This is a genomic window from Candidatus Njordibacter sp. Uisw_056 (assembly GCF_047730085.1).
Taxonomy (GTDB): domain Bacteria; phylum Pseudomonadota; class Gammaproteobacteria; order Pseudomonadales; family Balneatricaceae; genus Njordibacter.
This window is the reverse complement of sequence record NZ_CP159830.1, coordinates 2,037,536-2,062,021: the sequence shown is the minus strand read 5'-3', so window position 1 is coordinate 2,062,021 and position 24,486 is coordinate 2,037,536. Positions and strand designations below refer to the sequence as shown.

The following is a 24,486-nucleotide window of genomic DNA, read 5'->3' as shown; positions in this document are numbered from 1 at the left end:
TATGTTAAGAAAAATAGTAGATAAAATCAGGTCTTCCGGTGATGTTGAGAAAGTCTTGCTTGGAAAAATTCTAGCAAAAAATATTTTTGCTAGTGATCAGCAGCCTCTTTCGGACCATGAATTCAAAGTTTTCTCTCAATGGGGTGAGGATGGAATAATTCAATTTTTGTTAAAGAAGTTGGAGTTACCCCAAAAAACATTTATAGAATTTGGCGTTGAAACATATAGAGAATCAAATACTAGATTTTTGTTAATGCATGACAATTGGGCAGGCCTGGTGATTGATGGAGCTAAATCGAATATAGATGCTATTGTAAGTCAGTCCATTTATTGGCGTTATTCTTTAAATGCTATTCAAAGCTTTATTACTGCTGAGAATATTGATGAGACCATCACTAACAACAATATGAGCGGTGAGATAGGGATACTTAGTGTCGATATTGATGGTAATGATTATTGGGTATTGAAGGCAATCAAAAATGTTAATCCAGTTATATTGATTACCGAATATAATTCAGTTTTCGGTAGTGAGAGAGCAATAAGCATTCCTTATTCTTCCGACTTTGTAAGAGGCCAAAAAGGTCTTAGTAACTTATATTACGGGGCTTCGCTGCAGGCTTTGACTGCCCTAGCTGAAGAAAAGGGATATAGCCTAGTTGGTTGCAATTCAAGTGGGAATAATGCATTTTTTGTACGAAAAGATAAGCTCGGAGAACTAGTTCCATTGGATGTGAAGGATGCGTTCGTTGATGCGAAATTTAGAGAGGCTAAAGATACAAACGGTAAGCTTCTCTTTTTGGAGGGCAGGGAGCGTCATGAGGAAATTAAAGGGTTACCTGTGGTCAACGTTATAACTGATGAAGTTGAGTTTTTATAGTTAATTTTTATGGCTATGGTGGAGAGACTGAAATATTAAAAAAGAGGATTTTGTATTCTAGATATAAACCTGTTAAAACGACGGATGGCTGACAATCTATGATCTGCTATCAGGTAACGATTGGTTGAAATCTTCAAAGCAGAGTTATGGTTTTTCGCGTTAAAAGTAACTTTCAGAGCAATATTTTTTCAAGTTCCGTTTTAGAGTTAGGGATTGGAGAGGCTATTCTTCTAATAGCGCTTAGTAAGAATGTCCCGGATTATAAAGGTGGTCCAGAAAAAACGAAAAAGTACAAACGATTGGTTAAATGCTATTAGATATAAAACTCACCCGTCACAGCTGCAAGTTGGTACTGTTAAATAAATTTAGTCTAAGCTGCTTCACTGGGGAATAATTTTATGGGTAACATAAATAATCTGAAAAGTAATATTAGTCATGCGGTTATCAAGTGGATGTCATATGTCTTGTACCACTCTCGGTTTCTTCATTACATGTTATATAAGATTGATAAGCATGGGGTCACCCCAGAAAAATTCCATCAGGTGTTGGTTCGGATTTATACCAGTACCAATGGTGTAATCTACGACAAATTATTTACAGATTTGGAAAAAGTAACGACCGAGGAAGCTTTAGCTTTGCGAGATAGGGTTATAGCAAGTTTTGAGGTTTTGAGAGTGAAAGGCCATATAGTAGGTCAAGATTTAACCAGAGAAATTTTAGACTCTCTTCTAGTTGAGTATCAACAAACCGGATATACAGTACTTCCCTTCAAACTCGAGAAGCGGTCGTGTGATCAAATAGTTGATGATGTGAGTAAAAAGCCAGGTGTTTACCGAGATTGCTTTGATGGTGAAAGAATTAAAAGTGTAGAATGCCTAGACATAGAGAGTCCGCAGGGCGTTATAGCTCAGGTCGATATTTTAGACCATAGTACTGATGTAACCGATGATGTTTTGGAAAGCGAGTTTTTTGAGATCTTAGCAGAATTCTTGATGCAGTCTCGTAGAGCTCTTCTGACTATAGCTACAGTTTGGTGGTCATTCCCTACCAAGAATCCGTCGTCTGAAGGAGCTCAAAAGTATCATTTTGATTTAGATGGTCTTAAGTGGAGTAAAGTATTTATTTATCTCACTGATGTCACCGTGGACAGCGGGCCTCACTCTGCTATTTTAGGCTCACATATGCCTCGCAAGAAAAGCTCGCATTTACTTAGCCGTGGCTATGTGAGGGTTGAAGATTCTGAAGCGACGAATGATGGAAATGAGAAAACTTTCGTTGATAGCAAAGGCACTATTATCCTAGGCGACACGAAGTGTTGGCATAAAGGGAGTATGGTGAAAAATAATAATCGAGCGATTTTTCAATTAGAGTATAGCTGTCATCCAATATCATCACGGTTTTAATGGTAGTTCTTTCTCTGGTGTCTAATGGCTGATGTTCAGTAACAAAACTAATAGGTATATTATGAAGAAGTGCATCAAGTGTGGTCTCCCTGAGACTTTTGAGACTATCGAATTTAATCCCGACGGTGTCTGTAACGTCTGTGTGCAACATACTTTTAAATCGGAAAATATTGATTGGGCTGCAAGAAAAATCACTTTTGATAATTTGATTGAGCAATATAGAGGTAAGTACGAGTACGATTGTATTATTCCTTTTTCGGGAGGTAAAGATTCCACATTTACGCTGTATTATTTAATGAAAGAGTACAACTTAAAACCTTTAGTAGTTCAATTTAATCACGGTTTCATGCGTCCGCAGCTGCTTAAAAATAACGAGAAGACGTTCAAAACGCTCGGCGTTGACGTTATTAGTTTCACGCCGAATTGGAAGGTCGTCCAGCGTGTAATGCTAGAAGCATTAATCCGAAAAGGAGATTTTTGTTGGCACTGTCATACTGGGATATTTTCGTATCCAATGCATATCGCTATTAAATACAATACGCCTCTCGTGCTATGGGGTGAGCCCTCAACAGAATATACAGCGTATTATGATTATCGCGATGATGAAATCGAGGTTGTTGACGAAGCTAGATTCAATCGAATTACTAATCTCGGTATTACAGCTGAAGATATGCGTGGAATGATAGAAGATGATTTAAACCATTACGATGCTAGAGACTTCACTCCTTATACATACCCTTCAACAAGAGATCTTAAAAAACTACGTTATCAGTCATTATGCCTTGGCTCTTTTATTCCATGGGATACTAAGATGCAGTCACAGTTGATCATGGATGAACTCGGCTGGGAAGGAGACGAAGTCGAAGGGATGCCACCGAAAATTTACGACTATGAAAAAATAGAATGTTCCATGCAGGGGGTTAGGGATTATATTAAATTTCTAAAGCGAGGATACTCGCGGGTAACTCAAATGACAGTTTTAGATATCAGAAACGGAAGAATGTCTAAAGACGAAGCTGATAAGTTAATTCAACGATATGAAGGAAAAAAGCCACAGTCACTTAAATTATTTTTAGAATATGTGGGAATTACTGAAGAAAAATTTAATCAGCTTGTAGCAAAAACTGTCGTCGCGCCTTTTGAACCAGATTTTTCAAAGGACGAATGGAATCCAAAACCGCATGATTATGATCAATGGTATTCAGCTAAATCATGAAGGTTGGTATCCTAGATATAGGTATCGGAAATATTGGGTCCGTGACTAATGCAATTTATAGCCAAGGATGGGACTCAATGCCCGTAAAAGCCCCAGACCACTTCAGTTCAATAACGCATCTCATCATCCCTGGTGTAGGCTCTTTTACTTACGCTATGAATAAATTAAGGGCTTTGAATTTGGATGCCGCCATAAGAAATTTTGCAGCCCAAGGACGTCCTATTCTAGGTATTTGTTTGGGTATGCAGCTTCTTGCTGATATGGGTTCTGAGGGTGGAGCTACATTGGGCCTGGGGCTAGTTAACGGTTCCGTTAATCCTATAAAAAAAACTTCAGGTTTGAGATTGCCTCATATTGGTTGGAATGATTCCTTACGGGTTAATGATCATCCATTGCTTGAAGGGGTTAAGAGCCACGTAGATTTTTATTTTGTTCATAGTTACTGCTTCAACGCCACCTACAGAGAAAACATCATATTGGAAACAGAATATGGTGAACATTTTCCTTCAATGATAGTGAAAGAGAATGTCGTCGGTATGCAATTTCATCCAGAAAAAAGTCAAAGGAATGGATTGCGCTTACTAGATAATTTTTGCCTTTGGGGTGGGCAATGTTAAAGCGGAGAATCATACCTATACAGCTATTAAGTGGTGACCGGTTCGTTAAGACGACGCGATTTAGTTCTCCCCGAGACGTTGGCGACCCTGTGAAGAGTTCAAGAGTTTATAGCGACAATGATGCTGATGAATTATTGATACTCCAAATTGATCGCGGTGATGGCGCTTTAGAAAATCTTCATTCCAAAGTTCTGCAGATAGCGAATGAGTGCTTCGCGCCTTTAACTGCTGGAGGTGCTATCACTAAGCCCTCAGATGCTCTTAGACTATTTTCAGCCGGAGCCGATAAAGTAGTGCTTAACTCGATCTGTTATACAGACCTTGAAATCATTTCGGACATTGCTAACTTCGCTGGAAGTCAGGCTGTGGTAGTTGCCGTTGATGTAAAGTTTGAGAGAGGCCGCTATGTTTTGTACTCAGGTGGTGGGAGAGTTGCCGAGCCTATATCTCTAGAAAAACATATCGGTAATATAATAGATTCAGGTGCAGGGGAAATATTAGTCCAATCTATTGATCATGATGGTGTAATGGATGGGTATGATCTTAACCTATTGGATTCAGTATGCAAGGCATGCTCATTACCTGTGATTATTGCCGGTGGGGCAGGAAATTTTATTCATTTAAAAGAAGCTTTTCAACGAGGCGCAGATGCAGTTGCGTGTGGCAGCATCTTTAACTTTGGTGATAATAGTCCCCTTAGAGCGAAGGCATTCCTAAAAAATTATGGAGTCCCATTAAAAAAGATATAAGGCTAGTCCTCGATGCATCCTACAACAAGTATCAGTGAATTAAATTACATTGAGTAAGGTGAAATATGAAAAATAAATATCAATCTAAAAAATCGAGTGGCGGCTGGATAATGGCTGACCCTTTGCCAAGTGACGATGAGTTAAAGCAGTTTTATGAGGAAAAGTATTATCAATTAGATGATGATGTGGCTACAAAAACATATCAAGACTCCTACTCTAAACGGGAATTACAGCATAAAACCTTTGAAGCAGAGTTATGTTTTTTCGCAGTAAAAAACAACTTCCAGGGTGATATTCTTGATATATCCGTTCTAGAAATTGGGGTTGGAGAGGGTTTTCTTTTAAAAGAACTCAGTAAAAATGTAAAAGATTATAAGGGTGTCGATTTTAGCAAGTATTCGATAGCTCAATTTTTCCCGGAACTGCTAAGCCACTTTGAACAAGCGGATGTTTATGAATATCTTCGCGAGTTAGACAAAAAATATGACGTAATAATTCTTAGAAATACAATAGAGCATGTGCGCGAGCCAATGGAGTTGATGAAAGCATTAAAAGAAAGTATCAATCCAAATGGCCTTGTCGCCTTTTCGTTTCCAAATGACTATAGCGTGATTCAAGAACTTTCCAAGAAGATGGGGTACACAAAAAAAGAAGAATTTTGGTTTTGCCCTCCAGAACACCTTTCCTATTTTAATACAGAGACAGGAAAAAAATTCGCGGAGAAATGTGGTCTTAATATAGTTGATATGTTTTCTATATTCCCTATTGATGTATTTCTATTAACACCAGCTAGTAATTACATTGAACGGCCGGAGGTCGGTAAATTCGCGCACAAGGCACGCATGGAATTGGAGCTTACCCTTTGGCAAAAAGAGAAGACTAGTACTTTAGATTTATTCCGACAATTTGCGAACAATGGTATAGGGAGAGAAATAACTATAATTGCGCAGTTTAATGAAAATACTTAAAAAAATATAAATAAACGGTTTAAATAAGTAGCGAGTAGTTTTCTGGGCATCGAGCTCATGTTGTAGTTATCAATCCATCTTTTGGATTTGATTGGGATGACCAAGCAATGCAAACAAAGGATTAGGTCGATTTAACTTATAAATAATCTACCTTGAATGACTCTTCGAAAAAGCAAAATCCGCACTAAAAAATCACGACGATATGGTGTCGGACGGTAAATCGATGGAAGACGAATTGATACCCTTAGGCATCGGTAATAGCCTCCCAAATAAGATTAGAAGGGTGGTGAATTAATGTTTCATACCAAAAAATCTGTCATTTATAGTTAATTTGAGGTTAATGTTATGGTAGTAGATATTGAGCTTGAGCGCTTTATGTTGACATCTCTGAAAGAGCACCATGTTACTGATGAATACCTAGCATGGTTTGAGGACGGTGAGACCAAAAAGTATATTGACTATGCGTTAGAGCAACGTTCTAAAAATGATTTAAAGGCATTCGTTCGCTCAAAAGATGCTAGAAGTGATGTCTTGTTTTTAGCTATTTTTGATAAAATAAACATGAAACATATTGGTAATATAAAGTATGAACCAATTGACTCTCAAGCCGGGACGGCAACGATGGGTATTTTGATAGGCGCTAATGATTGGCGAGGGAAGGGAGTGGGCCCGGATGTCATCAAAGGTAGTGCGTTATGGATGAAGAAAAATATGGGGATTAATAAATTTTATTTGGGTGTTGATGTTGGTAATTTAGCAGCTGTAAGAGCCTATAATAAAATCGGATTTAAAAAAATAAAAAAAGAACTAGCTGAGCCTCACAACACAGCGATGATGATGGAAATGTCGATTTAGACAGGGTTTTATAGAGACGGAAGTTCTATCCGTCCTATGAATAAATAATAATTTAGAGTCATTTTTTGAGTGTTAATTATGTTAAATGGTAAGACAGTTTTAATAACCGGCGGTACGGGTTCTTTTGGCAAAAAGTTTATTGAGACGATATTGCATAAGTATAAGTCAGTCAAAAAAATAATTATTTATTCACGTGACGAACTGAAACAATCGGATCTTAAGGAAAAGTACCCCGAAAGTGTTTATTCGCAGTTACGGTTTTTTATCGGAGATGTAAGAGATAAGGACAGACTGAGAAGGGCATGCGAAGGGGTTGACGTTATCATCCATGCAGCAGCGATTAAACAAGTAGATACCGCCGAATATAACCCTACCGAATGTATTCGCACAAACATTGATGGAGCGGAAAATGTTATCCATGCTGCATTGGATTGCGGGGTCAGCGATGTGGTAGCGCTGTCAACCGATAAAGCATGCGCACCCATTAATCTTTACGGTGCGACAAAACTAGCGTCGGATAAGTTATTTACGGCTGCTAACAATATTAGAGGGTCAAAAGAGATCAAGTTTAGTGTTGTCCGTTATGGAAATGTTATGGGCTCTAGAGGTTCGGTAATTCCTTTCTTTATGAGGAAAAGGAATGAAGGTGAAATTCCGATCACTCATAAAGACATGACTCGGTTTAATATTTCTTTGCAAGCTGGAGTTGATATGGTGATGTATGCAATTAAACACCATTTGGGAGGTGAAATATTTGTACCTAAAATTCCGTCCTATCGCATACAGGATATAGCAAAAGCGATAGCTCCAGATTGTGAGACGCGGATCGTTGGGATAAGGCCAGGCGAGAAGCTGCATGAGGAAATGATTACCGATACTGATTCATTGAATACTATAGACCTGGGAAAGTACTTTGCTATCCTACCATCGGTATCATTCACTTATAGTGAAGAGGAATACATGTCACACCATAAATCGGAAAAGGTACCGTTTGGCTTTAAATACAATTCTGGGACAAATACTGAATGGGAAACAGTAGATTCTCTGCGACAGCTAATATTAGAGCACGTTGATTCTGACTTTAAGGTGTGAAGGTTAAAATGATTCCATATGGCAAACAAGACATTTCTCAACAGGATATTGAGGCAGTTATTGAGGTGCTGCAGTCAGACTTTTTGACTCAAGGACCTAATGTGCCGGCATTCGAGAATGCTTTAACTTCAAACGTAGGCGCTAAGCACGCTCTTGCGATGAATAGTGCAACATCAGCGCTTCATGCAGCTTGCCTGGCGTTGGGGTTAGGGAAGGGTGACAGGTTGTGGACGACGCCAGTCACGTTTGTGGCATCCGCTAATGCTGGGTTATATTGTGGTGCTAAGATCGATTTTGTTGATATCGATCCTGAAACATACAATATGTGCCCCAAGCAACTAGAGAAAAAGCTGATAGAGGCACAATTAAAGGGAACTTTACCGAAAGTTTTAGTGCCTGTTCATCTTTGCGGCCAGTCGTGTGACATGAGAGCTATTCAGCATCTTTGCATGGAATATGACGTAAAGATTATTGAAGATGCGTCCCATGCCATTGGAGGCAGCTACTTAGGCGGGCCAATCGGTAATTGCGCATACTCTGATATTACTGTGTTCAGTTTTCATCCCGTGAAAATTGTTACCACGGGGGAAGGTGGCGCAGCACTTACAAACGACGATCAGCTAGCAGAAAAAATGGCACTGTACCGAGGCCATGGGATTACGCGAGATCAAAATATGATGACTGAGCCATCACATGGCTCATGGTATTACCAACAGATTGAGTTAGGTTACAACTATCGTATGACTGATATTCAGGCAGCACTTGGTATATCTCAAATGCATAGACTTAGCGAGTTTGTGTCAAAGCGGCACCAAATTGCTCTGCGGTATAATGTTCTTCTGGAAGGTTTGCCAGTCGAAGTTCCTTTTCAATTGGACGATACTTATTCCGGATTACATCTCTATGTGATTCGATTAAAGTTAGATGATATTCAGAGGTCTCATAAACATATTTTTGAGGGTCTGAGAGAAAAAGGCATTGGAGTGAATGTGCATTATATACCAGTGCATTTGCAGCCTCATTATAGTGCTATGGGTTTTCAACTTGGCGATTTTCCTGAATCTGAAAAATACTATTCCGAGGCGATTAGTTTACCAATGTATCCGAACCTATCTGAAGACGACCAGGATAGGGTTATTGAGGTGCTGACGTCTCTGTTGGTGTCAAAATGAAATTAGCTTTAGGTACAGCTCAATTTGGAATGAGATACGGGATTTCTAATGTTAACGGGAAGGTAAGCCAGGAAGGGGGCAAAGCGATTCTAAAGTATGCTGCTTCTGCCGGCGTTGACACTATTGACACAGCAATGGCTTACGGTGACAGTGAGCAGGTTTTAGGAAATATAGGCGTTGAAGGTTTTAATTTGGTAACAAAACTGCCCGAAATTCCAGAGTGTATAACCGATATAGAAGGCTGGGTGATCAAGTCTGTTGAAGACTCAGTTTCTCGCCTTGGAGTAGAGAGTCTTTACGGACTATTGCTCCATAGACCTAGCCAATTATCTGAGTCAAAAGGGATTAAAATCCTTTCAGCTATAAGGTTGCTAAAGAAGTTCGGCATAGTTAAAAAATTGGGTGTGTCTGTGTCCACACCAAATGAGTTTGATGCATTGTTTGATATATATGACTTTGATGTTGTTCAGTGCCCATTTAATTTGGTGGATCGCCGGCTAATCAGCTCTGGTTGGTTGAGAAAGCTAAGTACTGCTGGAGTAGAAATACATACGCGCTCTAGTTTCTTGCAGGGGCTGTTGCTTATGCCGAGAAATGCTATTCCTAGTAAGTTTAAAGCCTGGAACATATTATGGGATGATTGGGATACATGGCTGCGTAACAATAAAATATCGCCGATTAGTGCTTGTCTTTCTTATGTGCTTTCTTTTTCTGAAATCGATAAGGTGGTTGTTGGAGTTGATACGCAGTCTCAGCTTTTAGAAATTATTGGAGCTGCTAGTGGCACCTCAATAAATTCGTTCCCAGATATTAGTAGTGATGTCACGGACCTCATTAACCCTGCTAATTGGAATATTTCGTGAAAATTGTAGCTATAGTTCAGGCGCGGATGGGATCCAGCCGATTTCCAGGTAAAGTGTTAAAGCTCATAAATGGCATTCCTGTTATCGAGCTATTGCTGTTGCGACTTTCAAAATCAAAGTTAGTTGATCAAATAGTCGTAGCCACTTCTGATGCTGTTGCTGACATTCGTTTGTCAGACCATGTAAAAAATCTTGGATTTAGTTGTTCGCAGGGTAGTGAAAATGACGTCCTTGAACGTTTTTATGATGCTGCAAAACAACATGATGCTGATGTTATAGTTAGGATTACAGGGGACTGCCCCTTTGTGGATGCTAATTTAGTGGATCAAGTCATTGAGGGGTACCTAAGCTCAGAGGTCGATTATTTTAGTAATGTGATGCCCCCTACTTATCCTGATGGGCTAGATGTTGAGGTGTTCAGTTTCAGCGTTTTAGAGCGATCACATCTGGAGAGTCAGGAGTCTCATGAGCGCGAGCATGTAACCCCTTATGCGCGGGGTTCTGGTTTTTTCCAAACAGGCAATATGATATCGAGTGAAGACTTTTCTCATATACGATTAACGTTGGATGAACGCGATGACTTCACATTAATAGATAAAATCTTTAACTACTTTTCGCCGGACATACATTTCACATGGTCCGAAATACTTAATTTAAGACTGCGCATGCCTGATATTTTTGAGATTAACAAACACATTAATAGAAATGAGGGGGCTTCCATGGGAGCTGGCCAAAAGTTGTACAAGCGAGCCAAGAATGTAATTCCTGGCGGTAATATGCTGTTATCTAAAAGACCGGAGATGTTTTTACCGGATCAATGGCCTGCATATTTCAGTAAGGCGAAAGGATGCATGGTTTGGGATTTGGATGGGAACGAATTAATCGACATGAGTATCATGGGCATAGGAACCAATATTTTAGGCTATGGTCACCCAGAGGTCGATGAAGCAGTTCAAGCAACAGTAACTTCAGGGAATATGTCCACACTAAATTGTCCTGAGGAAGTATATCTGGCTGAAAAACTAGTTGAACTGCATTCGTGGGCTGACATGGCCCGCTTTTCAAGATCTGGTGGTGAAGCTAATGCTATTGCGATAAGAATTGCTCGCGCTTTCTCGGGTCGGGATAAAGTTGCGATTTGTGGCTACCATGGTTGGCATGATTGGTATTTGTCGGCAAATTTAGGAGATGATAAAGGATTAGATGGACACCTATTACCTGGCCTCAATCCGTTGGGCGTTCCTAGAAACCTTCAAGGTACTGTGTTTCCATTTTCTTATAATAACTTTGAGGAGTTAGAGTCGCTAGTCAATTTGCATGATATAGGTGTGATTAAAATGGAGGTTGAGCGCAATGCTGGGCCTGAGGATAACTTTTTACAAAAGGTAAGAAGACTTGCGACAGAGCGGTCGATTGTATTGATTTTTGATGAGTGCACTTCAGGTTTCAGGGAAACATTTGGGGGAATTCATAAAAAATACGACGTAGAGCCAGATATGGCGATGTTTGGTAAGGCGCTTGGAAATGGCTATGCAATCACAGCGGTAATCGGTCGTCGTGAAATAATGAATGCAGCCCAAAATACGTTTATTAGTAGTACGTTTTGGACAGAGCGAATAGGGCCAACCGCAGCACTCAAAACGTTAGAAATAATGGAGCGTGAAAAATCTTGGGAAAAGATAACTCAGACAGGAAGTTCAATTCGTCAGGGCTGGCAAATCCTAGCCGATAAGTACGCCTTACCGGTCAAACATTGGGGCTTACCCGCGCTCACAGGATTCACTTTTGAAAGTCCTCGGGCGCTCGAATATAAGTCATTAATTAGTCAAGAAATGCTACGTAAAGGGTATTTGGCTGCTAACTCTGTTTATGTTTGTACTGAGCATACAAAAAGTGTCGTTGATGGTTATTTTGATTCGCTTGATCCCATATTTGGGTTAATACGGGATTGTGAGGATGGGCGTGATGTGTCTGATCTTTTGAGTGGGCCAGTATGTCACGGTGGATTTGCAAGGCTAAATTAATAAATGAAAGCGGTCTTTCGGGTAGATTCTTCTAATTTTATTGGGTTTGGGCATTTGATACGATGCCTAACTCTGGCCAAGGAGCTTCGTGAGCGTGGCGTGGAATGTAGCTTTGTCTGTCGTGATCATCCAGGAAATATAGCGGCTAAAGTTATTGATAGTGGTTTTAGTGTATTTTTACTAGAGCGCGCTAATGAGGCATCAGCATTAAAAGGAAGTGATCTAGAATACGACAAGTGGTTGGGTTGTTCATGGCAAATAGATTCTGATGAAACTAACGAAATTCTGAGGGTTATTCAGCCAGATTGGCTAATTGTGGATCACTATTCTATTGATGTGAAGTGGGAAGAAGCCCTAACCAAGAACTATAAGAAATTGATGGTCATCGATGATTTGGCAAATCGTGATCATTCTTGTGATTTAGTTCTTGATCAGAATCTATTTCTAGATATGAAACGCAGATATGATGGACGTGTTAATTCGCAGTGTTTGCAGTTGTTGGGCCCTAAATATGCTCTGTTACAACCCGAGTATAGGCAACTCCGAGAGAAAGCTAAAGTCCGAAACTCATCAATCAAAAATCTCATAATTTCTTTTGGAGGCTCCGATCAGAGTAATTTAACCGAGTTAGCCTTTTTAGCAGCACATAGTTTTGGACGTGAATTCTCATCGATCAATGTTGTTATGCCGTCTGCTAGCCCGTTTTATAATCAAGTGAAAAAGTTAATAAAACCCATAAAGAAAGCGACGTTATATAGTGACCTGCCGTCTCTGGCTCCATTAATGTTAGAAGCAGACATAGGTATTGGTGCTGGCGGAGCAACTAATTGGGAGAGATTTTGTCTTGGGTTGCCTTCATTAGTGATTACCCTGGCTAAAAATCAAAAACTAGTAAATAACGATTTAAGTAAGCTTCGACTGATCGAGCTGATAGGTGATGTGGAAACAATTAAAATTGAGCACGTGCGAGCTGCCATTAGGGCAGTTTTGTCTCGCAGAGACTTAGCAGGCTGGTCTAAGCGCTGTATGCGAGAGTGTTCTGGCGATGGGGCTATTCTGGTTGCTGGTGCTATACTTGGAATAACAAAAAAATAGAGTAAAGCTACTGTGATATTTAGATTACAGTCACGCATACAGGTTTATGATCTCACGAAAAGGCTATCTAACAACCTTATGGGCTTAAAATAAGCCTTAGCAAAACGATAGGTTCTCGTCTCCATTCGGTTATGGCTTAAACTATAGGATTTTATTAAATATGATAAAAAGGGTTTTAGTCACTGGAGCGACAGGCTTTATAGGTTCTAATTTACTAGAACACCTTGGAGGCCAAGATATAGAGGTATATCGAGGTGTAAGGCAGTTAGACACTAATTCGGATGAGTTTGAGGTGTTGTGTGATTTGACAGATTTATCATCAATTAGTGCTATCTCAGAAAATTATAGCTTCGATATCATTGTGCACCTTGCCTCAGCAATTGGGTGGAGTGGTCAGTCTTATGAAGATATGTTCGTGAGCAATGTTTTAGCTACCGGTGCTTTAGGCCATATTGCTTCTCAAATGGGGTCAAGTTTTATATTTGCTTCCGCGGCTTTAGTCCACGGGAAAAGCAGTGGTTCGATTAATGACTTAAGCCAAATCAATCTAGACACGGAATATGCTCGCACTAAATATGAAGCTGAATTACTACTGAGATCAATATTGCCAGAAGCTTGTATTTTAAGAATTGGTGGTGTGTTTGGTTATCAAGGGCCGAGTCATCTTGGTATCAATAGGTCTATTGCGGAAGCGATTGCCGGAGAGGCCCCTGTGCTATATGGTGACGGCGAAAACTTGCGTAATTACATTTATGTGGATGACCTCGCTCAGACGATTTCAGATATTATAGCAAAAGGAATTTCTGGAACTCATTTAGTAGCAGGCCAAGAGGTTCAGAGTGTTAGAAGTATGTTGCAGGAAATATGTGAGGGACTGCTGAATGGAAGAGATTTTGTTCGAGAGAATGATTCCGCCCATTTTCAGGACCAGGTTATAACTCCGTCACCAGAACTGCTAAATGGGCGTAGTTTTAGAAGCGCGCTAGCGTCTATTCAGGGAAAAGCTAACAAATGAACATAGGCATCCTCGGTGATATTCATGGTAATAAAGACGCACTAAACGCTGTTTTGAATGCTGCCGAGGCGTATAATGTTGATCGGCTTTTAATTACAGGTGATCTCGTTGGATATTATCCTTTCGCTAAAGATGTTCTGGCTTTATTGGCAGCGTGGGATATAGATATAGTGAGAGGTAATCATGAGGATATGCTTCAAAAATCTCTTACAGATAAGGCTTACCTAGAGAAAATTTCGGCAAAGTATGGAAGTGGCCTATCGGATTCGATAAATAAATTATCGGCCCAGGAAACAGACTATTTGATTAATTTACCACATCCTCTGTTATTGAATATTGAAAAAAAAGACATAATGTTGGCACACGGTTCGCCGATCTGTGTAAACGATTACTTATACCCCGATAGCGATTTCACCTCCTGTGATTGGGTGACTGAAATGGATTGTGATATTTTTATATGCGGGCATACCCATTATCCAATGAAAAAAGTAATCGGCGACAAAATAGTACTGAATCCTGGCTCGGTCGGTCAGCCCAGAAATAAAGGAAGTGCCGCACATTGGGTGCTATATGACACCTGTAGTCAGAATTTCGAATTTAAAACTGAAGATTATGATACGGACGACATCATAGAGTGGGCGAAAGTTACGAATCCTAATTTACCTTATCTGCATAGAGTATTTACACGACAATGACTTATTATTTAATTACGGGTATCGGCGGTGATATAGCCCAAGGAGTTTGTCGAATTATACGAGCATACGATCAGAGTTCTATTCTTATCGGCACTGATTTTTCAAAAAGGCACGCAGGCTCGTTATTTGTCGATCATTTCAAGGTGATTCCATCTGCCGGTGAGGTAGATAGCTATCTAGATCATCTCCAGTCCCTAATAGCTGAATTTGATATTAACTATTTAATCCCAACATCTGAAACTGAAATAGAGGCAATAAGCAATCATATTGACCTGTTTAAAGATATTCATGTTATATATCCGGGTGCTAAAGTGGTAGAGAAGTGCTTGGATAAATACATTACTAACAAATTTTTGTCATCTCTTGGTTTGCCGGTGCCTTGGACGAGAACCGCTCAAGAGAATATCCCATTTGAGTATCCTTGTATTTTTAAGGGTCGAAAGGGAGCCGGATCTAAAGTTTTGTTTACGGTTGAAAGCGAAGATGAAGCTTTATTTTTGGTGAAGAGATATCCAGACGGTATTTTTCAGGAATTGTTACTACCACATGATAATGAAATCACCTGCGGTGTTTTCCGGTCAAAAAACAACAAAACTGCCGTACTACAATTCCAGCGGGTGTTGAATGAAGGGACCACATCTTGGGCAAAAACTGTTTATTATCAAGATATAGAAGACATGTGTAAGTTCGTAGCAGAGAACTTAGAGTTGGAGGGAAGTATGAATATACAGCTCCGCTTGACTGATGATGGTCCAAGAATATTTGAAATAAACCCACGATTCTCATCTACAGTATACATGCGTCATTTATTAGGTTTTGATGATGTTGTTTGGTCTATTGGAGATGCAAAAGGAATAGGCTTTGATTTCTCCAACATTTCGCCGGGTATTGAATGTGTCAGGACTCAAAAGTCAGAATTACTGCCTCCAGCACCGATTTTGTAATTCGTGATGAAAAATATTGTTATAGCCTCACCTCATTCTCTTCATGATCAGCTTGAAATAGAGTTAGGTGTGACTTTTACCGTTACGCGCATAAAATCACGTGAAGCGCTTACCGCGGAGTATTTAAAGGCGCTAAATCCGAGTTACGTTTTTTTTCCGCATTGGTCTTGGATTATTCCGGATGAGATACTCACTGATTTCCAATGCGTAATTTTCCATATGACAGACTTGCCCTATGGTAGGGGTGGTAGTCCTTTACAGAACCTCATCGTTAGAGGAAAAAAAGCAACTGTCATTTCTGCGATAAAATGCGTCAAGGAATTAGATGCAGGCCCTATCTATCTCAAGATGCCATTGACTCTTGATGGAACGGCGAAAGAGATTTTAGATCGCGCGTCGACTGTTATTCAACAAATGATTTTTAAAATTGTTGAAGGTTGTGGAGAGTTAAAAGATCAATTAGGTGATGTTGTAAGTTTTAAGCGTAGAGTATCAGATGATGGCGATTTGTCGCATCTTGAGACAACAAATCAGATATATGATTACATACGGATGTTAGACGCAGACAACTATCCATGCGCATTCATTGAGATCGACAACTTCCGCTTGGAATTTACTTCAGCGAAACATGTCGGTGAGACTGTCGAGGCTGTGGTCAAATTTCATAGGAGAGACAAATGAGTAAGGTTCTAGCGGTTATTGCGGCACATGCTGATGATGAAGTGCTGGGTTGCGGGGGGGCGATTGCAAAGTTTGTTAAAGCGGGATGTCAGGTTCATGTCTTATTGCTTGCAGATGGAGAAACTTCTCGCAGCGATTTAGATCCAAAAGATTATGATAAGGCTCAGAAAGTGCGTAATAAAGCCGCCATGCGTGCTAACGAAATCCTGGGCACAACATCTCTAACAATGCTTAATTTTCCTGACAACCGGATGGATGGGGTAGATCTACTCGATGTGGTTAAAGCGGTCGAAACCTTTATTGCAGAGCATCGCCCTAATGTCGTGATTACACACTTTTCAAATGATGTAAATATAGATCACCAGATTACTCACCAAGCCGTTGTTGTTGCTTGTAGACCTCAGCCTAACCACTGTGTTGAGGAATTGCTGTTTATGGAGATCGTCTCATCAACTGAGTGGATCCCAGTGACAGGGCAGGTACTTTTTTCGCCGAACTATTGGGTTGATATAACTGAATCTATTGATATTAAAATGGCAGCATTGAATGCTTATAAAGACGAACTTAGGGAGTTTCCTCATCCACGCTCTGTTAAAGGAGTTAAAGCTTTGTCGATATGGAGGGGCTGTGCTGTGGGAGTCGCGTCGGCTGAGTCATTTATTGTGGGACGAATTATAGTTAAATAGAGTACAAAAAATTTCAAAATTAGGGATGTACGAATGATTAAAATCGGAAAACATAGTGTGGGTATTGGTGCGCCTCCATTTATAATTGCAGAAATGTCAGGCAACCACAACCAATCGTTAGAGCGTGCGCTTGAGATAGTAGATGCTGTAGCTGAAACTGGCGCGCATGCCCTAAAGTTACAAACTTACACGGCTGATACGATGACAATTGATGTGGCTCATGGTGAGTTTATTAACGACCAAGAGTTGTGGGCGGGTCGATCGCTGTACAATTTATATCAAGAGGCCTACACGCCATGGGAATGGCATGAGAAAATTTTTGCACGTGCTCGAAAATTGGGATTGATCCCCTTTAGTACACCATTCGACAATTCGTCTGTAGACTTTTTAGAAAGCCTTGACGTAGACTGCTATAAAATAGCGTCTTTTGAGAACACGGACGTCAACCTTATAAGAAAAGTAGCGGAGATCGGTAAGCCAATGATCGTTTCGACTGGAATGATGGATTTGTCTGAAATGGATGAGATGGTAAGAACTGCTAGAGAAGCGGGCTGCAAAGATTTAATACTTTTAAAGTGTACAAGTACATATCCGTCTACACCTAGGGGTACCAATATTGCAACGATACCGCATATGAGAGAGATGTTTGGATGTGAGGTCGGATTATCAGATCATAGTATGGGTGTTGGTGTCTCTGTAGCAAGTGTCGCTATGGGAGCCACAGTAATTGAAAAGCATTTCACATTGGACCGAAGTGATGGTGGAGTTGATAGTGCATTTTCTATGGAGCCCCGAGAGATGGCGTCGCTTGTAATTGAGTCTGAAAGAGCATGGGAATCATTGGGACAAGTTTCATATGGCCCAGGCGAAAAAGAGAAGCAATCAAGGCAGTATAGACGCTCTCTCTATATCGTAGAGGATATTCAAGCTGGACAAGAACTAACGTCCAAAAACGTAAGAGCTATAAGACCTGGATTAGGGTTACCCACTAAATACTTGGAAATATGTTTAGGTAAACGGGCGAGTAAAGATCTAAAAAGAGGCACTCCGCTTGACTGGGGTCACATTTAAGTCAGATAAGACTGGATTATAAACTATGTTTTAAAGGATGGCTTAAGTGCATATCTGTTTATGCGGGACATTGATATTATCTTAGGCATACTCTAAAGGATCGCTAAGCTGATATTCTTCTTTGATATTAGGTATGTTTTGGTACGTCATGAGAATTTGGAAGGCTGGTTTAGTGGAATTGGTTGGGAAGACCGTTCGTAAAAGATTAGGCAAGCATGGCGTGCTGTTAACTTTACAGCGAGAGCAATCCGGCGGCGTAGATACGCTCTAAATTTTAGAGAAAATACAAGCTGGAGAAGAGCTAACATCTAAAAATGTAAGTGCTAAAAGACTTGGATTAGAGTTTCCTACTAAATGTGTAAAAATTATTTCAACGCCTAGAATTAATAAAAGCTGAGAATAGAGTGGCCATAGTTTATGTCATCAGCTGAAATAACCACTTTAAGAACGGAAAGTACGGGTCAATTGATTTTAGATTTCGCTTTTATCATTGAGCAGATTGATAAACTGCTTTTATGTGATTCGACTTCTGTTTATTTTTAGTCATTTCTAAGGATTCCAAGTGAAAGTTTCGGTCATTACAGTTTGCTTCAATAGCCAAAAATATATCAATGACTGTATAGATAGTGTCAACGTTCAATCATATAAGAATATTGAGCATATATTTATTGACGGTAATTCTGCTGACAATACTACTAGCATCATTAAAGCCCGCTCAAAAAGAAATACAGTTTTTATTTCTGAAGCGGACAAAGGAATCTATGATGCAATGAATAAAGGTCTCCGTATAGCTTCAGGTGAGGTTATTGGCTTTTTGAATTCGGATGATCTATTTGATAATGAATTTGTTATTGAAAAGCTTGTAAATGCATTTAAATTATCCAATTCTGATGTGTTGTGGGGAAATCTGAACTATGTTTATCCGTCTGACATACGAAAGGTTTTAAGAGTATGGATATCTTGGCCATTATGTCCCAATGATCTTAAAAAAGGTTTTATACCACCTCATCCGTCATTTTACATAACACGAAATGCCCTAGTATTACTTAAATGTTTTGATAATAGATATTCGCTCGCTTCAGATTTTGATTTCATGAAAAGAGCTATACTATGCGAAAGTCTAAGGTCAGATCATTTAAATTCCGTTATCGTTAGGATGAGAGCTGGTGGCGCTACTAGCAGTAGTATTTCAAACATTATTAAACAAAACGCAGAAATTACACATTCATTGAAAAGGTCGTTTAGTGAATTTTCTTACTTATCCTACACTTACCAAAAAATTGTTAATAAATTTAGTGAATTGATAAAAGCGCTTTGGTTTAGGCGCTTTGGGAGTCATTAAATGAGCCGAAAATCCACAATATTTGTTACTGGTGCTAGCGGGTTTGTTGGGTCGGCACTTCTTGCGACCATGGACAGAGTCGCTGCGGGGGTACATGTAAAGGTGGGGCTTAGAGATATCAGCGGGTCCGATTTGAACTATGATACAGTCAAACTTGATCTAGCAAAAAAAATCCGTATCGACCTAAAAAATATTGATGTGTTAGTGCATCTAGCTGGAGTGGCACATAACCGCAGTGCGCCCACGGCGTCTTATGATATGATAAATCATAAAGCCACGTTACTTCTTGCCAAGACAGCGTCTGATCAAGGCGTCAAGCGCTTTATCTTTCTTAGTTCCATAGGTGTAAATGGTAAAGTGAGTAGCATAACCGATCCATTTACTAGGCATTCGATTCCTGCACCACACAATGATTATGCGCAGTCAAAGTATGATGCTGAGTTGGGGTTGATTGAGCTTGCAAAGTCATCTCCGATGGAGATCGTAATAATTAGACCTCCATTAATCTACGGAAGTAATGCTCCTGGAAATTTCAGTAAATTGGTTAAACTTGTTAGATTTTGCATACCTTTCCCGTTATCCGCTTTAGATAATAAAAGAAGCTTCATTGGCATCACTAACCTGTGTAACTTTATTTGCAAAGTAATTGATCTAAAGTTAGTTGGTTTGGAAAAAAGTGAAATTTTTCTTGTGTCAGACGCAGAAGTTATCTCAACGGCACAGTTAATTAGCGCAATTGGTTTATCTCGGCATAAACGAGTATTTAGTATTCCATTTTCACGGAATCTACTTGTTTCTATTTTGCTGTTCTTTAGGTTAAATAACCTGAAGGAAAGTTTGCTCGATGATTTGGTGATTGATAGCAGTTACGCTAGACGAAAAATTAATTGGGATCCTGATATATCTGTGTTGAAAGAATTAAATAATGGTAGATAGAAAACTTTTTTGCGTTTAAGCTTCCAAAATTTTAACTAACCCCACTTTACCAATATGCTGCTCCCGGATTGACTATGAATTATTTATCTTTAATTGGAAGAAAAACATTATTATTTGACGAAGATATGCGTACTCATGATGATTCTTTGACTGATATTGTTTCTATCTCTAGGTTCTTAGTCATAGGTGGCGCTGGGACTATAGGTCAGGCGGTAACTAAAGAGATTTTTAAGCGTGGTCCTAAATCGCTTCATGTTGTCGATATCAGCGAAAACAATATGGTTGAGTTAGTGAGAGATATTCGGAGCACCGAAGGCTATGGTGCAGGCGATTTCAAGACGTTCGCGATTGATTGTGGTGGCATTGAGTGTGAAACTCTTATGCAGAACGAAGGACCCTATGATTACGTTTTTAATTTGTCAGCCCTAAAACATGTTAGAAGTGAAAAAGATCCATATACTCTTATGCGTATGGTTATGGTCAATGTATTTAATACAGTTAAGACTTTGCGATTAGCGAGAGAAATGGGCGCTAAAAAGTATTTTTGCGTTTCAACGGATAAAGCGGCTAATCCTGTCAATATGATGGGTGCAAGCAAGCGCATTATGGAAATGTTTCTAATGCGGGAGAGTTTGACTCAAAATATTTCAATGGCACGCTTTGCAAATGTGGCATTCTCGGACGGCTCGTTACTCCATGGTTTTAATCAGCGATTTGCAAAGCGCCAGCCTTTTTCCGCACCAAATGATGTGCGTCGTTATTTTGTAACGCCTCAAGAATCGGGAGAGTTGTGTTTGCTGTCTGGTTTACTTGGACAAAATAGAGACATTTTCTTTCCTAAATTAAGTGAAAAATTACATCTTATTACTTTCTCTGAGATTGCGGTCCGCTTTTTGAGAGAGCATGGGTATGAACCTTATGAATGCGAGTCAGAGGATGAGGCTCGCGACAGGACAGAGGAGTTAATCGCCAATAAGCAATGGCCATGTTACTTCTTTAAAAGCGATACTACAGGTGAAAAAGACTTTGAAGAGTTTTTTACCGATAACGAAGATTTAGATATGGAATTTTTTGAGACAGTTGGGATTATTAAAAATCAGCCTGATTTTGAGGAGTCTAAGTTAGACGAGTTTATGGACGGAATTGAAGCTCTAAGGGAAAAAGGTACTTGGGCCAAAGATGATATTGTTAAACTGTATTTTGGCCTCTTACCTGAGTTTGCTCATAAAGAGACCGGTAAATACCTAGATCAGAGGATGTAAGAATGGATCGTTTTTTTGATATTCTATTTTCCGGGATAGCGTTATTGCTACTTTCTCCTCTGTTGGTGCCTATAGTCATAACGCTAAGACTCACTGGCGAGGGTGAGGTATTCTTTTTACAGGAACGCATCGGTAAGAGCGGTGAGAAATTCAAGTTATTTAAGTTCGCGACTATGCTAAAGAATAGCCCTAACATTGGCACTGGCACGGTTACCATGAGAGGTGACCCTAGAGTGCTCCCAGCAGGAAAATTTTTGCGTAAAACCAAAATAAATGAGTTGCCGCAGCTATTGAATATCTTTTTTGGTGATATGAGTGTTATTGGCCCAAGGCCGCTTACTACTCAAACGTTTGGAGCTTATTTGGTGAGTACTCAGCGTCTTATAACGCAAGTTCGGCCAGGCCTCTCTGGGGTAGGTTCTATTATATTTCGTGGTGAGGAAGAGATAATGCACGGTGCAACAGCCTCCGTTGACTTCTATGCGAATGTTATAGCTCCGTATAAGGGAGCGCTTGAGGAGTGGTTTGTCTCGAATAAGAGCCTGTATATTTATTTTGTGGCGATTTTTGTTACTGCTTGGACGGTTCTGATTCCAAGCACAAAAATAGCGTGGAGGGTTTTTAAGGATTTGCCAGAGCCGCCGACCGAGTTGAAACAAGCACTGAATTTTACTGACTAACTGCTGTGGTGCTCTTGTTGCCCCACTCATACGATCCAATTTCTAAGATATGACATGGCAGTCGAATCTGTCTGCCAACCCCCTTTGAGCATTATCCTTTCAAGCGGCTCACCATCTTCTAATAGATCAAGTGCTGCCCCCACTCTAAATGAATGGCCGCTGAGCGGTTGTTCATCGGAATCAATCTTTAGGTCCTTTTGCAGTGCTTTTAATATGGTGCTTATACTTGCAGGGTTTAGATTCTTACCGATATACCCATGCCTACTGATCGATCTTAGAATATAGCCTTCATCGCTAACGATACGCTTCCATTTTTCTAATAAGCCGAAGAGTTCTTGGCTGATGGGAAGAACCTTTCCAGCCCCAAATTGATCCGTTTTTGAGAAATTCAGCCTTATAGCAGGTTTGCCACTCGGTGCTTGGCAGATGTCCTCAAACTTAAAGGCACAGAGTTCTGACCGGCGTCGCATCGTTTCGTAGCCGAGTCTGAGAAGGGCTTCATTTCTTAAACCTCTGGCGCTGTTATCGCAGTTGCTAAGTAGCTGGTTGAGTAGTGGCCTGCTGCTGTGCACGCCCAATTTTTCGGTGCATACGTTTTATGGCCAATATAACCTCTGGTTGGTTGGTGGGGTCGTAGTGTTTGGAGAGTTTTAGTATCGTACCCAAGCTATTTATTCTGCGGCGGATGGTTGCGCTTTTTCTTATGGTGGCAAGGTAGTCAACATACTGCGCCATGGTATCGGCAGTTGCCGGTATTGAGTGCATTTTATTGTGTGAGCACCAGGTCTGGTATTGAATAAAGTCCGATCTATAGGCTCTGATGGTATTTTTGGCAAAGGCGCCATCAAATTTGGCTAAGATATTGTCTATCATGTTATTATTACCATCTCTAAACTCAAGGAATGATTCTAATAGAATCACAAAGTATAGTCAATGGTATCTTCTAGTCAAATAAAAGCTGCACGCGCCATGTTGGGTTGGAGTGCAATCGAGCTTGCTGGCCGCAGTGGCGTGGGTAGTGCTTCAATTAAGCGCTATGAGGTCCAGGCTGGAGTGCCTGTTGCTAATACTAGAAATTTAATGGCGATACGAAATGCCCTGGAAGAGGCTGGTATTCAATTTACTGGCGATCCTCTAGTCAACCCAGGTGTGGTGCTGCACCTTAACCCTTTGGTATAAGGGCTTCTCTTCGTCTTCGGTCTTCTATCACCACGCGTAGTTCGCCCAGAGCTTTTGAAAACTGCCGGTCTATGGTGGTCATGTAGCGGGTTATTTTATCTATGTTGGTGGATCGTGAAGTGCTCACTTGTTCGGCCAGCTTAAATAGCTTTTCTGCTTTGGGGTATAGGTCGATTGTGACGAGCTGCTTTAGTACCTCTTCGCTGAGCGTGTTTAAGAAATCACTATGGGACAGCTTGCTACCCATGGAACTGCCCAGATATAAATCTTCTGATTTAAAGCTCCGATTGCACTGCCCTAAGAAGGCTGCCTAACTCGTACCGACCGTCGAGTAGTTCAGCTTTGCTGCATCTATACTTGACGGTGAGGAGTTCAAAAGTGACGAACAGCATCGGATAATCTACTAAATCGTCTGGGATGGCGCTATGTTCGCCGCGCTCCAAAAGGCGAAACAATTCCTCGCTTAATGCTTGAAGAAGCGTGATTTTTTCTTTTAATTGTTCATCGTTATGGAATTCTCCTCGAAGACTGGAGAAGGCGTAATGCTGGGCCTGTTCCTGGGTAAGGTTAAAGGTGGTGCGTACTGATAAGTCGTCGAGTTCGGTGAGGCCGGCTATCTCTATTTCGGCGCTCTCTTCCTTGATGGCACGCTGCCAGCGGACATACTGGATGGCGACTCGTTCGATTAGCATGCGTTCTGTTACGGTCTGTGGACCGTATTCGCTGGTGAGTTCGTCATACATCTGTTGGTAGGTTTTTTGGTCTGTTGACGAGGTGATGCTCTGGCTGGTTAGTCCATGGGTGAGGGCGTTCTTAGGGGTGTTGATTTTGGAGGCGGTGGGCTTCTTGGGCATGGGGCTATTGATCCAATCAGTCTGTGTGTGCATGCAGTGTAACATACCACTTTCTGCGACCAAGGAGCATTTAGGAGCCTAGAAAATACCTGCTATTAGATGGTGCTGTGTAACCCCATTGTTGATAGTATCATTATTACGTTTTATTCGTTATTTATCAAATGATAGCTGTTTTTGCGAAACGAAATGTGTAATTTATTGATTTTAAGC

Annotated in this window: 27 protein-coding genes; 23 read left to right on the top strand and 4 right to left on the bottom strand. The window is 40.4% G+C overall.

Annotated features, from left to right (window positions below):
• Position 1 precedes the first annotated feature (1 nt).
• The 22 genes from ABXT60_RS09910 to ABXT60_RS09805 all read left to right on the top strand — a co-directional run bounded on the left by ABXT60_RS09910 (position 2) and on the right by ABXT60_RS09805 (position 22,243).
• Positions 2 to 877, top strand: a complete 876-nt coding sequence (locus tag ABXT60_RS09910) for a hypothetical protein (RefSeq protein WP_443629990.1) — start codon at positions 2 to 4, stop codon at positions 875 to 877.
• A 398-nt stretch (positions 878 to 1,275) separates the two neighbouring features.
• Entirely contained in the window at positions 1,276 to 2,280 is a 1,005-nt protein-coding gene (locus ABXT60_RS09905; protein WP_443629989.1) for a phytanoyl-CoA dioxygenase family protein, read from the top strand.
• Positions 2,281 to 2,341: 61 nt separating this feature from the next.
• Positions 2,342 to 3,496 carry an N-acetyl sugar amidotransferase gene (locus ABXT60_RS09900; protein ID WP_443629988.1) on the top strand — a complete coding sequence of 385 codons (1,155 nt, stop codon included), beginning with the start codon at positions 2,342 to 2,344 and terminating at the stop codon, positions 3,494 to 3,496.
• Positions 3,493 to 4,113: an imidazole glycerol phosphate synthase subunit HisH gene (gene hisH, locus ABXT60_RS09895; protein WP_443629987.1), complete on the top strand. Its 621-nt coding sequence runs from the start codon at positions 3,493 to 3,495 to the stop codon at positions 4,111 to 4,113. The genes ABXT60_RS09900 and hisH overlap by 4 nt, the downstream gene beginning before the upstream one ends.
• The gene (locus ABXT60_RS09890) at positions 4,107 to 4,862 is read left to right on the top strand and encodes an imidazole glycerol phosphate synthase cyclase subunit (RefSeq protein WP_443629986.1); all 756 of its coding nucleotides are present in this window, start codon (positions 4,107 to 4,109) and stop codon (positions 4,860 to 4,862) included. Before hisH ends, ABXT60_RS09890 begins: the two co-directional genes overlap by 7 nt.
• Positions 4,863 to 4,927: 65 nt before the next feature.
• Entirely contained in the window at positions 4,928 to 5,830 is a 903-nt protein-coding gene (locus ABXT60_RS09885) for a class I SAM-dependent methyltransferase (protein ID WP_443629985.1), read from the top strand.
• Positions 5,831 to 6,175: 345 nt separating this feature from the next.
• The gene (locus ABXT60_RS09880; protein ID WP_443629984.1) at positions 6,176 to 6,685 is read left to right on the top strand and encodes a GNAT family N-acetyltransferase; all 510 of its coding nucleotides are present in this window, start codon (positions 6,176 to 6,178) and stop codon (positions 6,683 to 6,685) included.
• Positions 6,686 to 6,763: 78 nt separating this feature from the next.
• On the top strand, positions 6,764 to 7,777 hold the full coding sequence (gene pseB, locus ABXT60_RS09875) for a UDP-N-acetylglucosamine 4,6-dehydratase (inverting) (protein WP_443629983.1): 1,014 nt from the start codon (positions 6,764 to 6,766) through the stop codon (positions 7,775 to 7,777).
• Positions 7,778 to 7,785: 8 nt separating this feature from the next.
• Positions 7,786 to 8,949 (top strand): UDP-4-amino-4,6-dideoxy-N-acetyl-beta-L-altrosamine transaminase, encoded by a 1,164-nt coding sequence (gene pseC / locus ABXT60_RS09870; RefSeq protein WP_443629982.1) that lies wholly within the window; start codon positions 7,786 to 7,788, stop codon positions 8,947 to 8,949.
• The gene (locus ABXT60_RS09865) at positions 8,946 to 9,812 is read left to right on the top strand and encodes an aldo/keto reductase (protein WP_443629981.1); all 867 of its coding nucleotides are present in this window, start codon (positions 8,946 to 8,948) and stop codon (positions 9,810 to 9,812) included. Before pseC ends, ABXT60_RS09865 begins: the two co-directional genes overlap by 4 nt.
• Positions 9,809 to 11,836 carry an aminotransferase class III-fold pyridoxal phosphate-dependent enzyme gene (locus tag ABXT60_RS09860; RefSeq protein WP_443629980.1) on the top strand — a complete coding sequence of 676 codons (2,028 nt, stop codon included), beginning with the start codon at positions 9,809 to 9,811 and terminating at the stop codon, positions 11,834 to 11,836. Before ABXT60_RS09865 ends, ABXT60_RS09860 begins: the two co-directional genes overlap by 4 nt.
• Positions 11,837 to 11,839: 3 nt before the next feature.
• A complete protein-coding gene (gene pseG, locus ABXT60_RS09855; RefSeq protein WP_443629979.1) occupies positions 11,840 to 12,931 on the top strand; it encodes a UDP-2,4-diacetamido-2,4,6-trideoxy-beta-L-altropyranose hydrolase in 1,092 nt (363 codons plus the stop codon).
• A 160-nt stretch (positions 12,932 to 13,091) separates the two neighbouring features.
• Positions 13,092 to 13,946 carry an NAD-dependent epimerase/dehydratase family protein gene (locus tag ABXT60_RS09850; RefSeq protein ID WP_443629978.1) on the top strand — a complete coding sequence of 285 codons (855 nt, stop codon included), beginning with the start codon at positions 13,092 to 13,094 and terminating at the stop codon, positions 13,944 to 13,946.
• Positions 13,943 to 14,641 (top strand): metallophosphoesterase family protein, encoded by a 699-nt coding sequence (locus ABXT60_RS09845; RefSeq protein WP_443629977.1) that lies wholly within the window; start codon positions 13,943 to 13,945, stop codon positions 14,639 to 14,641. The genes ABXT60_RS09850 and ABXT60_RS09845 overlap by 4 nt, the downstream gene beginning before the upstream one ends.
• Positions 14,638 to 15,585, top strand: a complete 948-nt coding sequence (locus ABXT60_RS09840; RefSeq protein WP_443629976.1) for an ATP-grasp domain-containing protein — start codon at positions 14,638 to 14,640, stop codon at positions 15,583 to 15,585. The genes ABXT60_RS09845 and ABXT60_RS09840 overlap by 4 nt, the downstream gene beginning before the upstream one ends.
• Positions 15,586 to 15,591: 6 nt before the next feature.
• Positions 15,592 to 16,266, top strand: a complete 675-nt coding sequence (locus ABXT60_RS09835; protein WP_443629975.1) for a formyltransferase family protein — start codon at positions 15,592 to 15,594, stop codon at positions 16,264 to 16,266.
• Positions 16,263 to 16,952, top strand: coding sequence for a PIG-L deacetylase family protein (locus ABXT60_RS09830; RefSeq protein ID WP_443629974.1), 690 nt, complete (start codon positions 16,263 to 16,265; stop codon positions 16,950 to 16,952). Before ABXT60_RS09835 ends, ABXT60_RS09830 begins: the two co-directional genes overlap by 4 nt.
• Before the next feature lie 33 nt (positions 16,953 to 16,985).
• Positions 16,986 to 18,023 carry a pseudaminic acid synthase gene (gene pseI, locus ABXT60_RS09825; protein WP_443629973.1) on the top strand — a complete coding sequence of 346 codons (1,038 nt, stop codon included), beginning with the start codon at positions 16,986 to 16,988 and terminating at the stop codon, positions 18,021 to 18,023.
• Between the two features lie 562 nt (positions 18,024 to 18,585).
• Positions 18,586 to 19,365, top strand: a complete 780-nt coding sequence (locus ABXT60_RS09820; protein ID WP_443629972.1) for a glycosyltransferase family 2 protein — start codon at positions 18,586 to 18,588, stop codon at positions 19,363 to 19,365.
• Entirely contained in the window at positions 19,366 to 20,301 is a 936-nt protein-coding gene (locus ABXT60_RS09815) for an NAD-dependent epimerase/dehydratase family protein (RefSeq protein WP_443629971.1), read from the top strand.
• Between the two features lie 74 nt (positions 20,302 to 20,375).
• Positions 20,376 to 21,563 carry a UDP-N-acetylglucosamine 4,6-dehydratase gene (locus ABXT60_RS09810; RefSeq protein WP_443629970.1) on the top strand — a complete coding sequence of 396 codons (1,188 nt, stop codon included), beginning with the start codon at positions 20,376 to 20,378 and terminating at the stop codon, positions 21,561 to 21,563.
• Positions 21,564 to 21,565: 2 nt separating this feature from the next.
• Complete coding sequence (locus tag ABXT60_RS09805) at positions 21,566 to 22,243, top strand: sugar transferase (protein WP_443629969.1); 678 nt, start codon at positions 21,566 to 21,568, stop codon at positions 22,241 to 22,243.
• A 26-nt stretch (positions 22,244 to 22,269) separates the two neighbouring features.
• Here the strand turns inward: ABXT60_RS09805 and ABXT60_RS09800 are convergent, their stop codons facing one another.
• The gene (locus tag ABXT60_RS09800; protein ID WP_443632092.1) at positions 22,270 to 22,815 is read right to left on the bottom strand and encodes a tyrosine-type recombinase/integrase; all 546 of its coding nucleotides are present in this window, start codon (positions 22,813 to 22,815) and stop codon (positions 22,270 to 22,272) included.
• Complete coding sequence (locus ABXT60_RS09795) at positions 22,778 to 23,116, bottom strand: site-specific integrase (RefSeq protein ID WP_443629968.1); 339 nt, start codon at positions 23,114 to 23,116, stop codon at positions 22,778 to 22,780. Before ABXT60_RS09795 ends, ABXT60_RS09800 begins: the two co-directional genes overlap by 38 nt.
• A 60-nt stretch (positions 23,117 to 23,176) precedes the next feature.
• Between ABXT60_RS09795 and ABXT60_RS09790 the strand changes: the two genes are divergently transcribed.
• Positions 23,177 to 23,422, top strand: a complete 246-nt coding sequence (locus tag ABXT60_RS09790; RefSeq protein WP_443629967.1) for a hypothetical protein — start codon at positions 23,177 to 23,179, stop codon at positions 23,420 to 23,422.
• Here the strand turns inward: ABXT60_RS09790 and ABXT60_RS09785 are convergent.
• Both ABXT60_RS09785 and ABXT60_RS09780 read right to left on the bottom strand, forming a co-directional pair.
• The gene (locus tag ABXT60_RS09785) at positions 23,406 to 23,669 is read right to left on the bottom strand and encodes a hypothetical protein (RefSeq protein WP_443629966.1); all 264 of its coding nucleotides are present in this window, start codon (positions 23,667 to 23,669) and stop codon (positions 23,406 to 23,408) included. The genes ABXT60_RS09790 and ABXT60_RS09785 overlap by 17 nt on opposite strands.
• Before the next feature lie 28 nt (positions 23,670 to 23,697).
• Entirely contained in the window at positions 23,698 to 24,276 is a 579-nt protein-coding gene (locus tag ABXT60_RS09780; RefSeq protein WP_443629965.1) for a hypothetical protein, read from the bottom strand.
• Between the last annotated feature and the right edge of the window lie 210 nt (positions 24,277 to 24,486).

Bases quoted from the DNA above. Each gene is read 5' to 3' on its own strand.
- ABXT60_RS09885 (WP_443629985.1), top strand. From the start codon at position 4,928: ATGAAAAATAAATATCAATCTAAAAAATCGAGTGGCGGCTGGATAATG.
- ABXT60_RS09780 (WP_443629965.1), bottom strand. From the start codon at position 24,276: ATGCCCAAGAAGCCCACCGCCTCCAAAATCAACACCCCTAAGAACGCC.
- ABXT60_RS09795 (WP_443629968.1), bottom strand. From the start codon at position 23,116: ATGATAGACAATATCTTAGCCAAATTTGATGGCGCCTTTGCCAAAAAT.
- ABXT60_RS09815 (WP_443629971.1), top strand. From the start codon at position 19,366: ATGAGCCGAAAATCCACAATATTTGTTACTGGTGCTAGCGGGTTTGTT.
- ABXT60_RS09785 (WP_443629966.1), bottom strand. From the start codon at position 23,669: ATGGGTAGCAAGCTGTCCCATAGTGATTTCTTAAACACGCTCAGCGAA.
- ABXT60_RS09900 (WP_443629988.1), top strand. From the start codon at position 2,342: ATGAAGAAGTGCATCAAGTGTGGTCTCCCTGAGACTTTTGAGACTATC.
- ABXT60_RS09850 (WP_443629978.1), top strand. From the start codon at position 13,092: ATGATAAAAAGGGTTTTAGTCACTGGAGCGACAGGCTTTATAGGTTCT.
- ABXT60_RS09845 (WP_443629977.1), top strand. From the start codon at position 13,943: ATGAACATAGGCATCCTCGGTGATATTCATGGTAATAAAGACGCACTA.
- ABXT60_RS09840 (WP_443629976.1), top strand. From the start codon at position 14,638: ATGACTTATTATTTAATTACGGGTATCGGCGGTGATATAGCCCAAGGA.
- pseB (WP_443629983.1), top strand. From the start codon at position 6,764: ATGTTAAATGGTAAGACAGTTTTAATAACCGGCGGTACGGGTTCTTTT.
- ABXT60_RS09880 (WP_443629984.1), top strand. From the start codon at position 6,176: ATGGTAGTAGATATTGAGCTTGAGCGCTTTATGTTGACATCTCTGAAA.
- hisH (WP_443629987.1), top strand. From the start codon at position 3,493: ATGAAGGTTGGTATCCTAGATATAGGTATCGGAAATATTGGGTCCGTG.
- pseC (WP_443629982.1), top strand. From the start codon at position 7,786: ATGATTCCATATGGCAAACAAGACATTTCTCAACAGGATATTGAGGCA.
- ABXT60_RS09890 (WP_443629986.1), top strand. From the start codon at position 4,107: ATGTTAAAGCGGAGAATCATACCTATACAGCTATTAAGTGGTGACCGG.
- ABXT60_RS09865 (WP_443629981.1), top strand. From the start codon at position 8,946: ATGAAATTAGCTTTAGGTACAGCTCAATTTGGAATGAGATACGGGATT.
- pseG (WP_443629979.1), top strand. From the start codon at position 11,840: ATGAAAGCGGTCTTTCGGGTAGATTCTTCTAATTTTATTGGGTTTGGG.
- pseI (WP_443629973.1), top strand. From the start codon at position 16,986: ATGATTAAAATCGGAAAACATAGTGTGGGTATTGGTGCGCCTCCATTT.
- ABXT60_RS09835 (WP_443629975.1), top strand. From the start codon at position 15,592: ATGAAAAATATTGTTATAGCCTCACCTCATTCTCTTCATGATCAGCTT.
- ABXT60_RS09790 (WP_443629967.1), top strand. From the start codon at position 23,177: ATGGTATCTTCTAGTCAAATAAAAGCTGCACGCGCCATGTTGGGTTGG.
- ABXT60_RS09905 (WP_443629989.1), top strand. From the start codon at position 1,276: ATGGGTAACATAAATAATCTGAAAAGTAATATTAGTCATGCGGTTATC.
- ABXT60_RS09830 (WP_443629974.1), top strand. From the start codon at position 16,263: ATGAGTAAGGTTCTAGCGGTTATTGCGGCACATGCTGATGATGAAGTG.
- ABXT60_RS09910 (WP_443629990.1), top strand. From the start codon at position 2: ATGTTAAGAAAAATAGTAGATAAAATCAGGTCTTCCGGTGATGTTGAG.
- ABXT60_RS09805 (WP_443629969.1), top strand. From the start codon at position 21,566: ATGGATCGTTTTTTTGATATTCTATTTTCCGGGATAGCGTTATTGCTA.
- ABXT60_RS09810 (WP_443629970.1), top strand. From the start codon at position 20,376: ATGAATTATTTATCTTTAATTGGAAGAAAAACATTATTATTTGACGAA.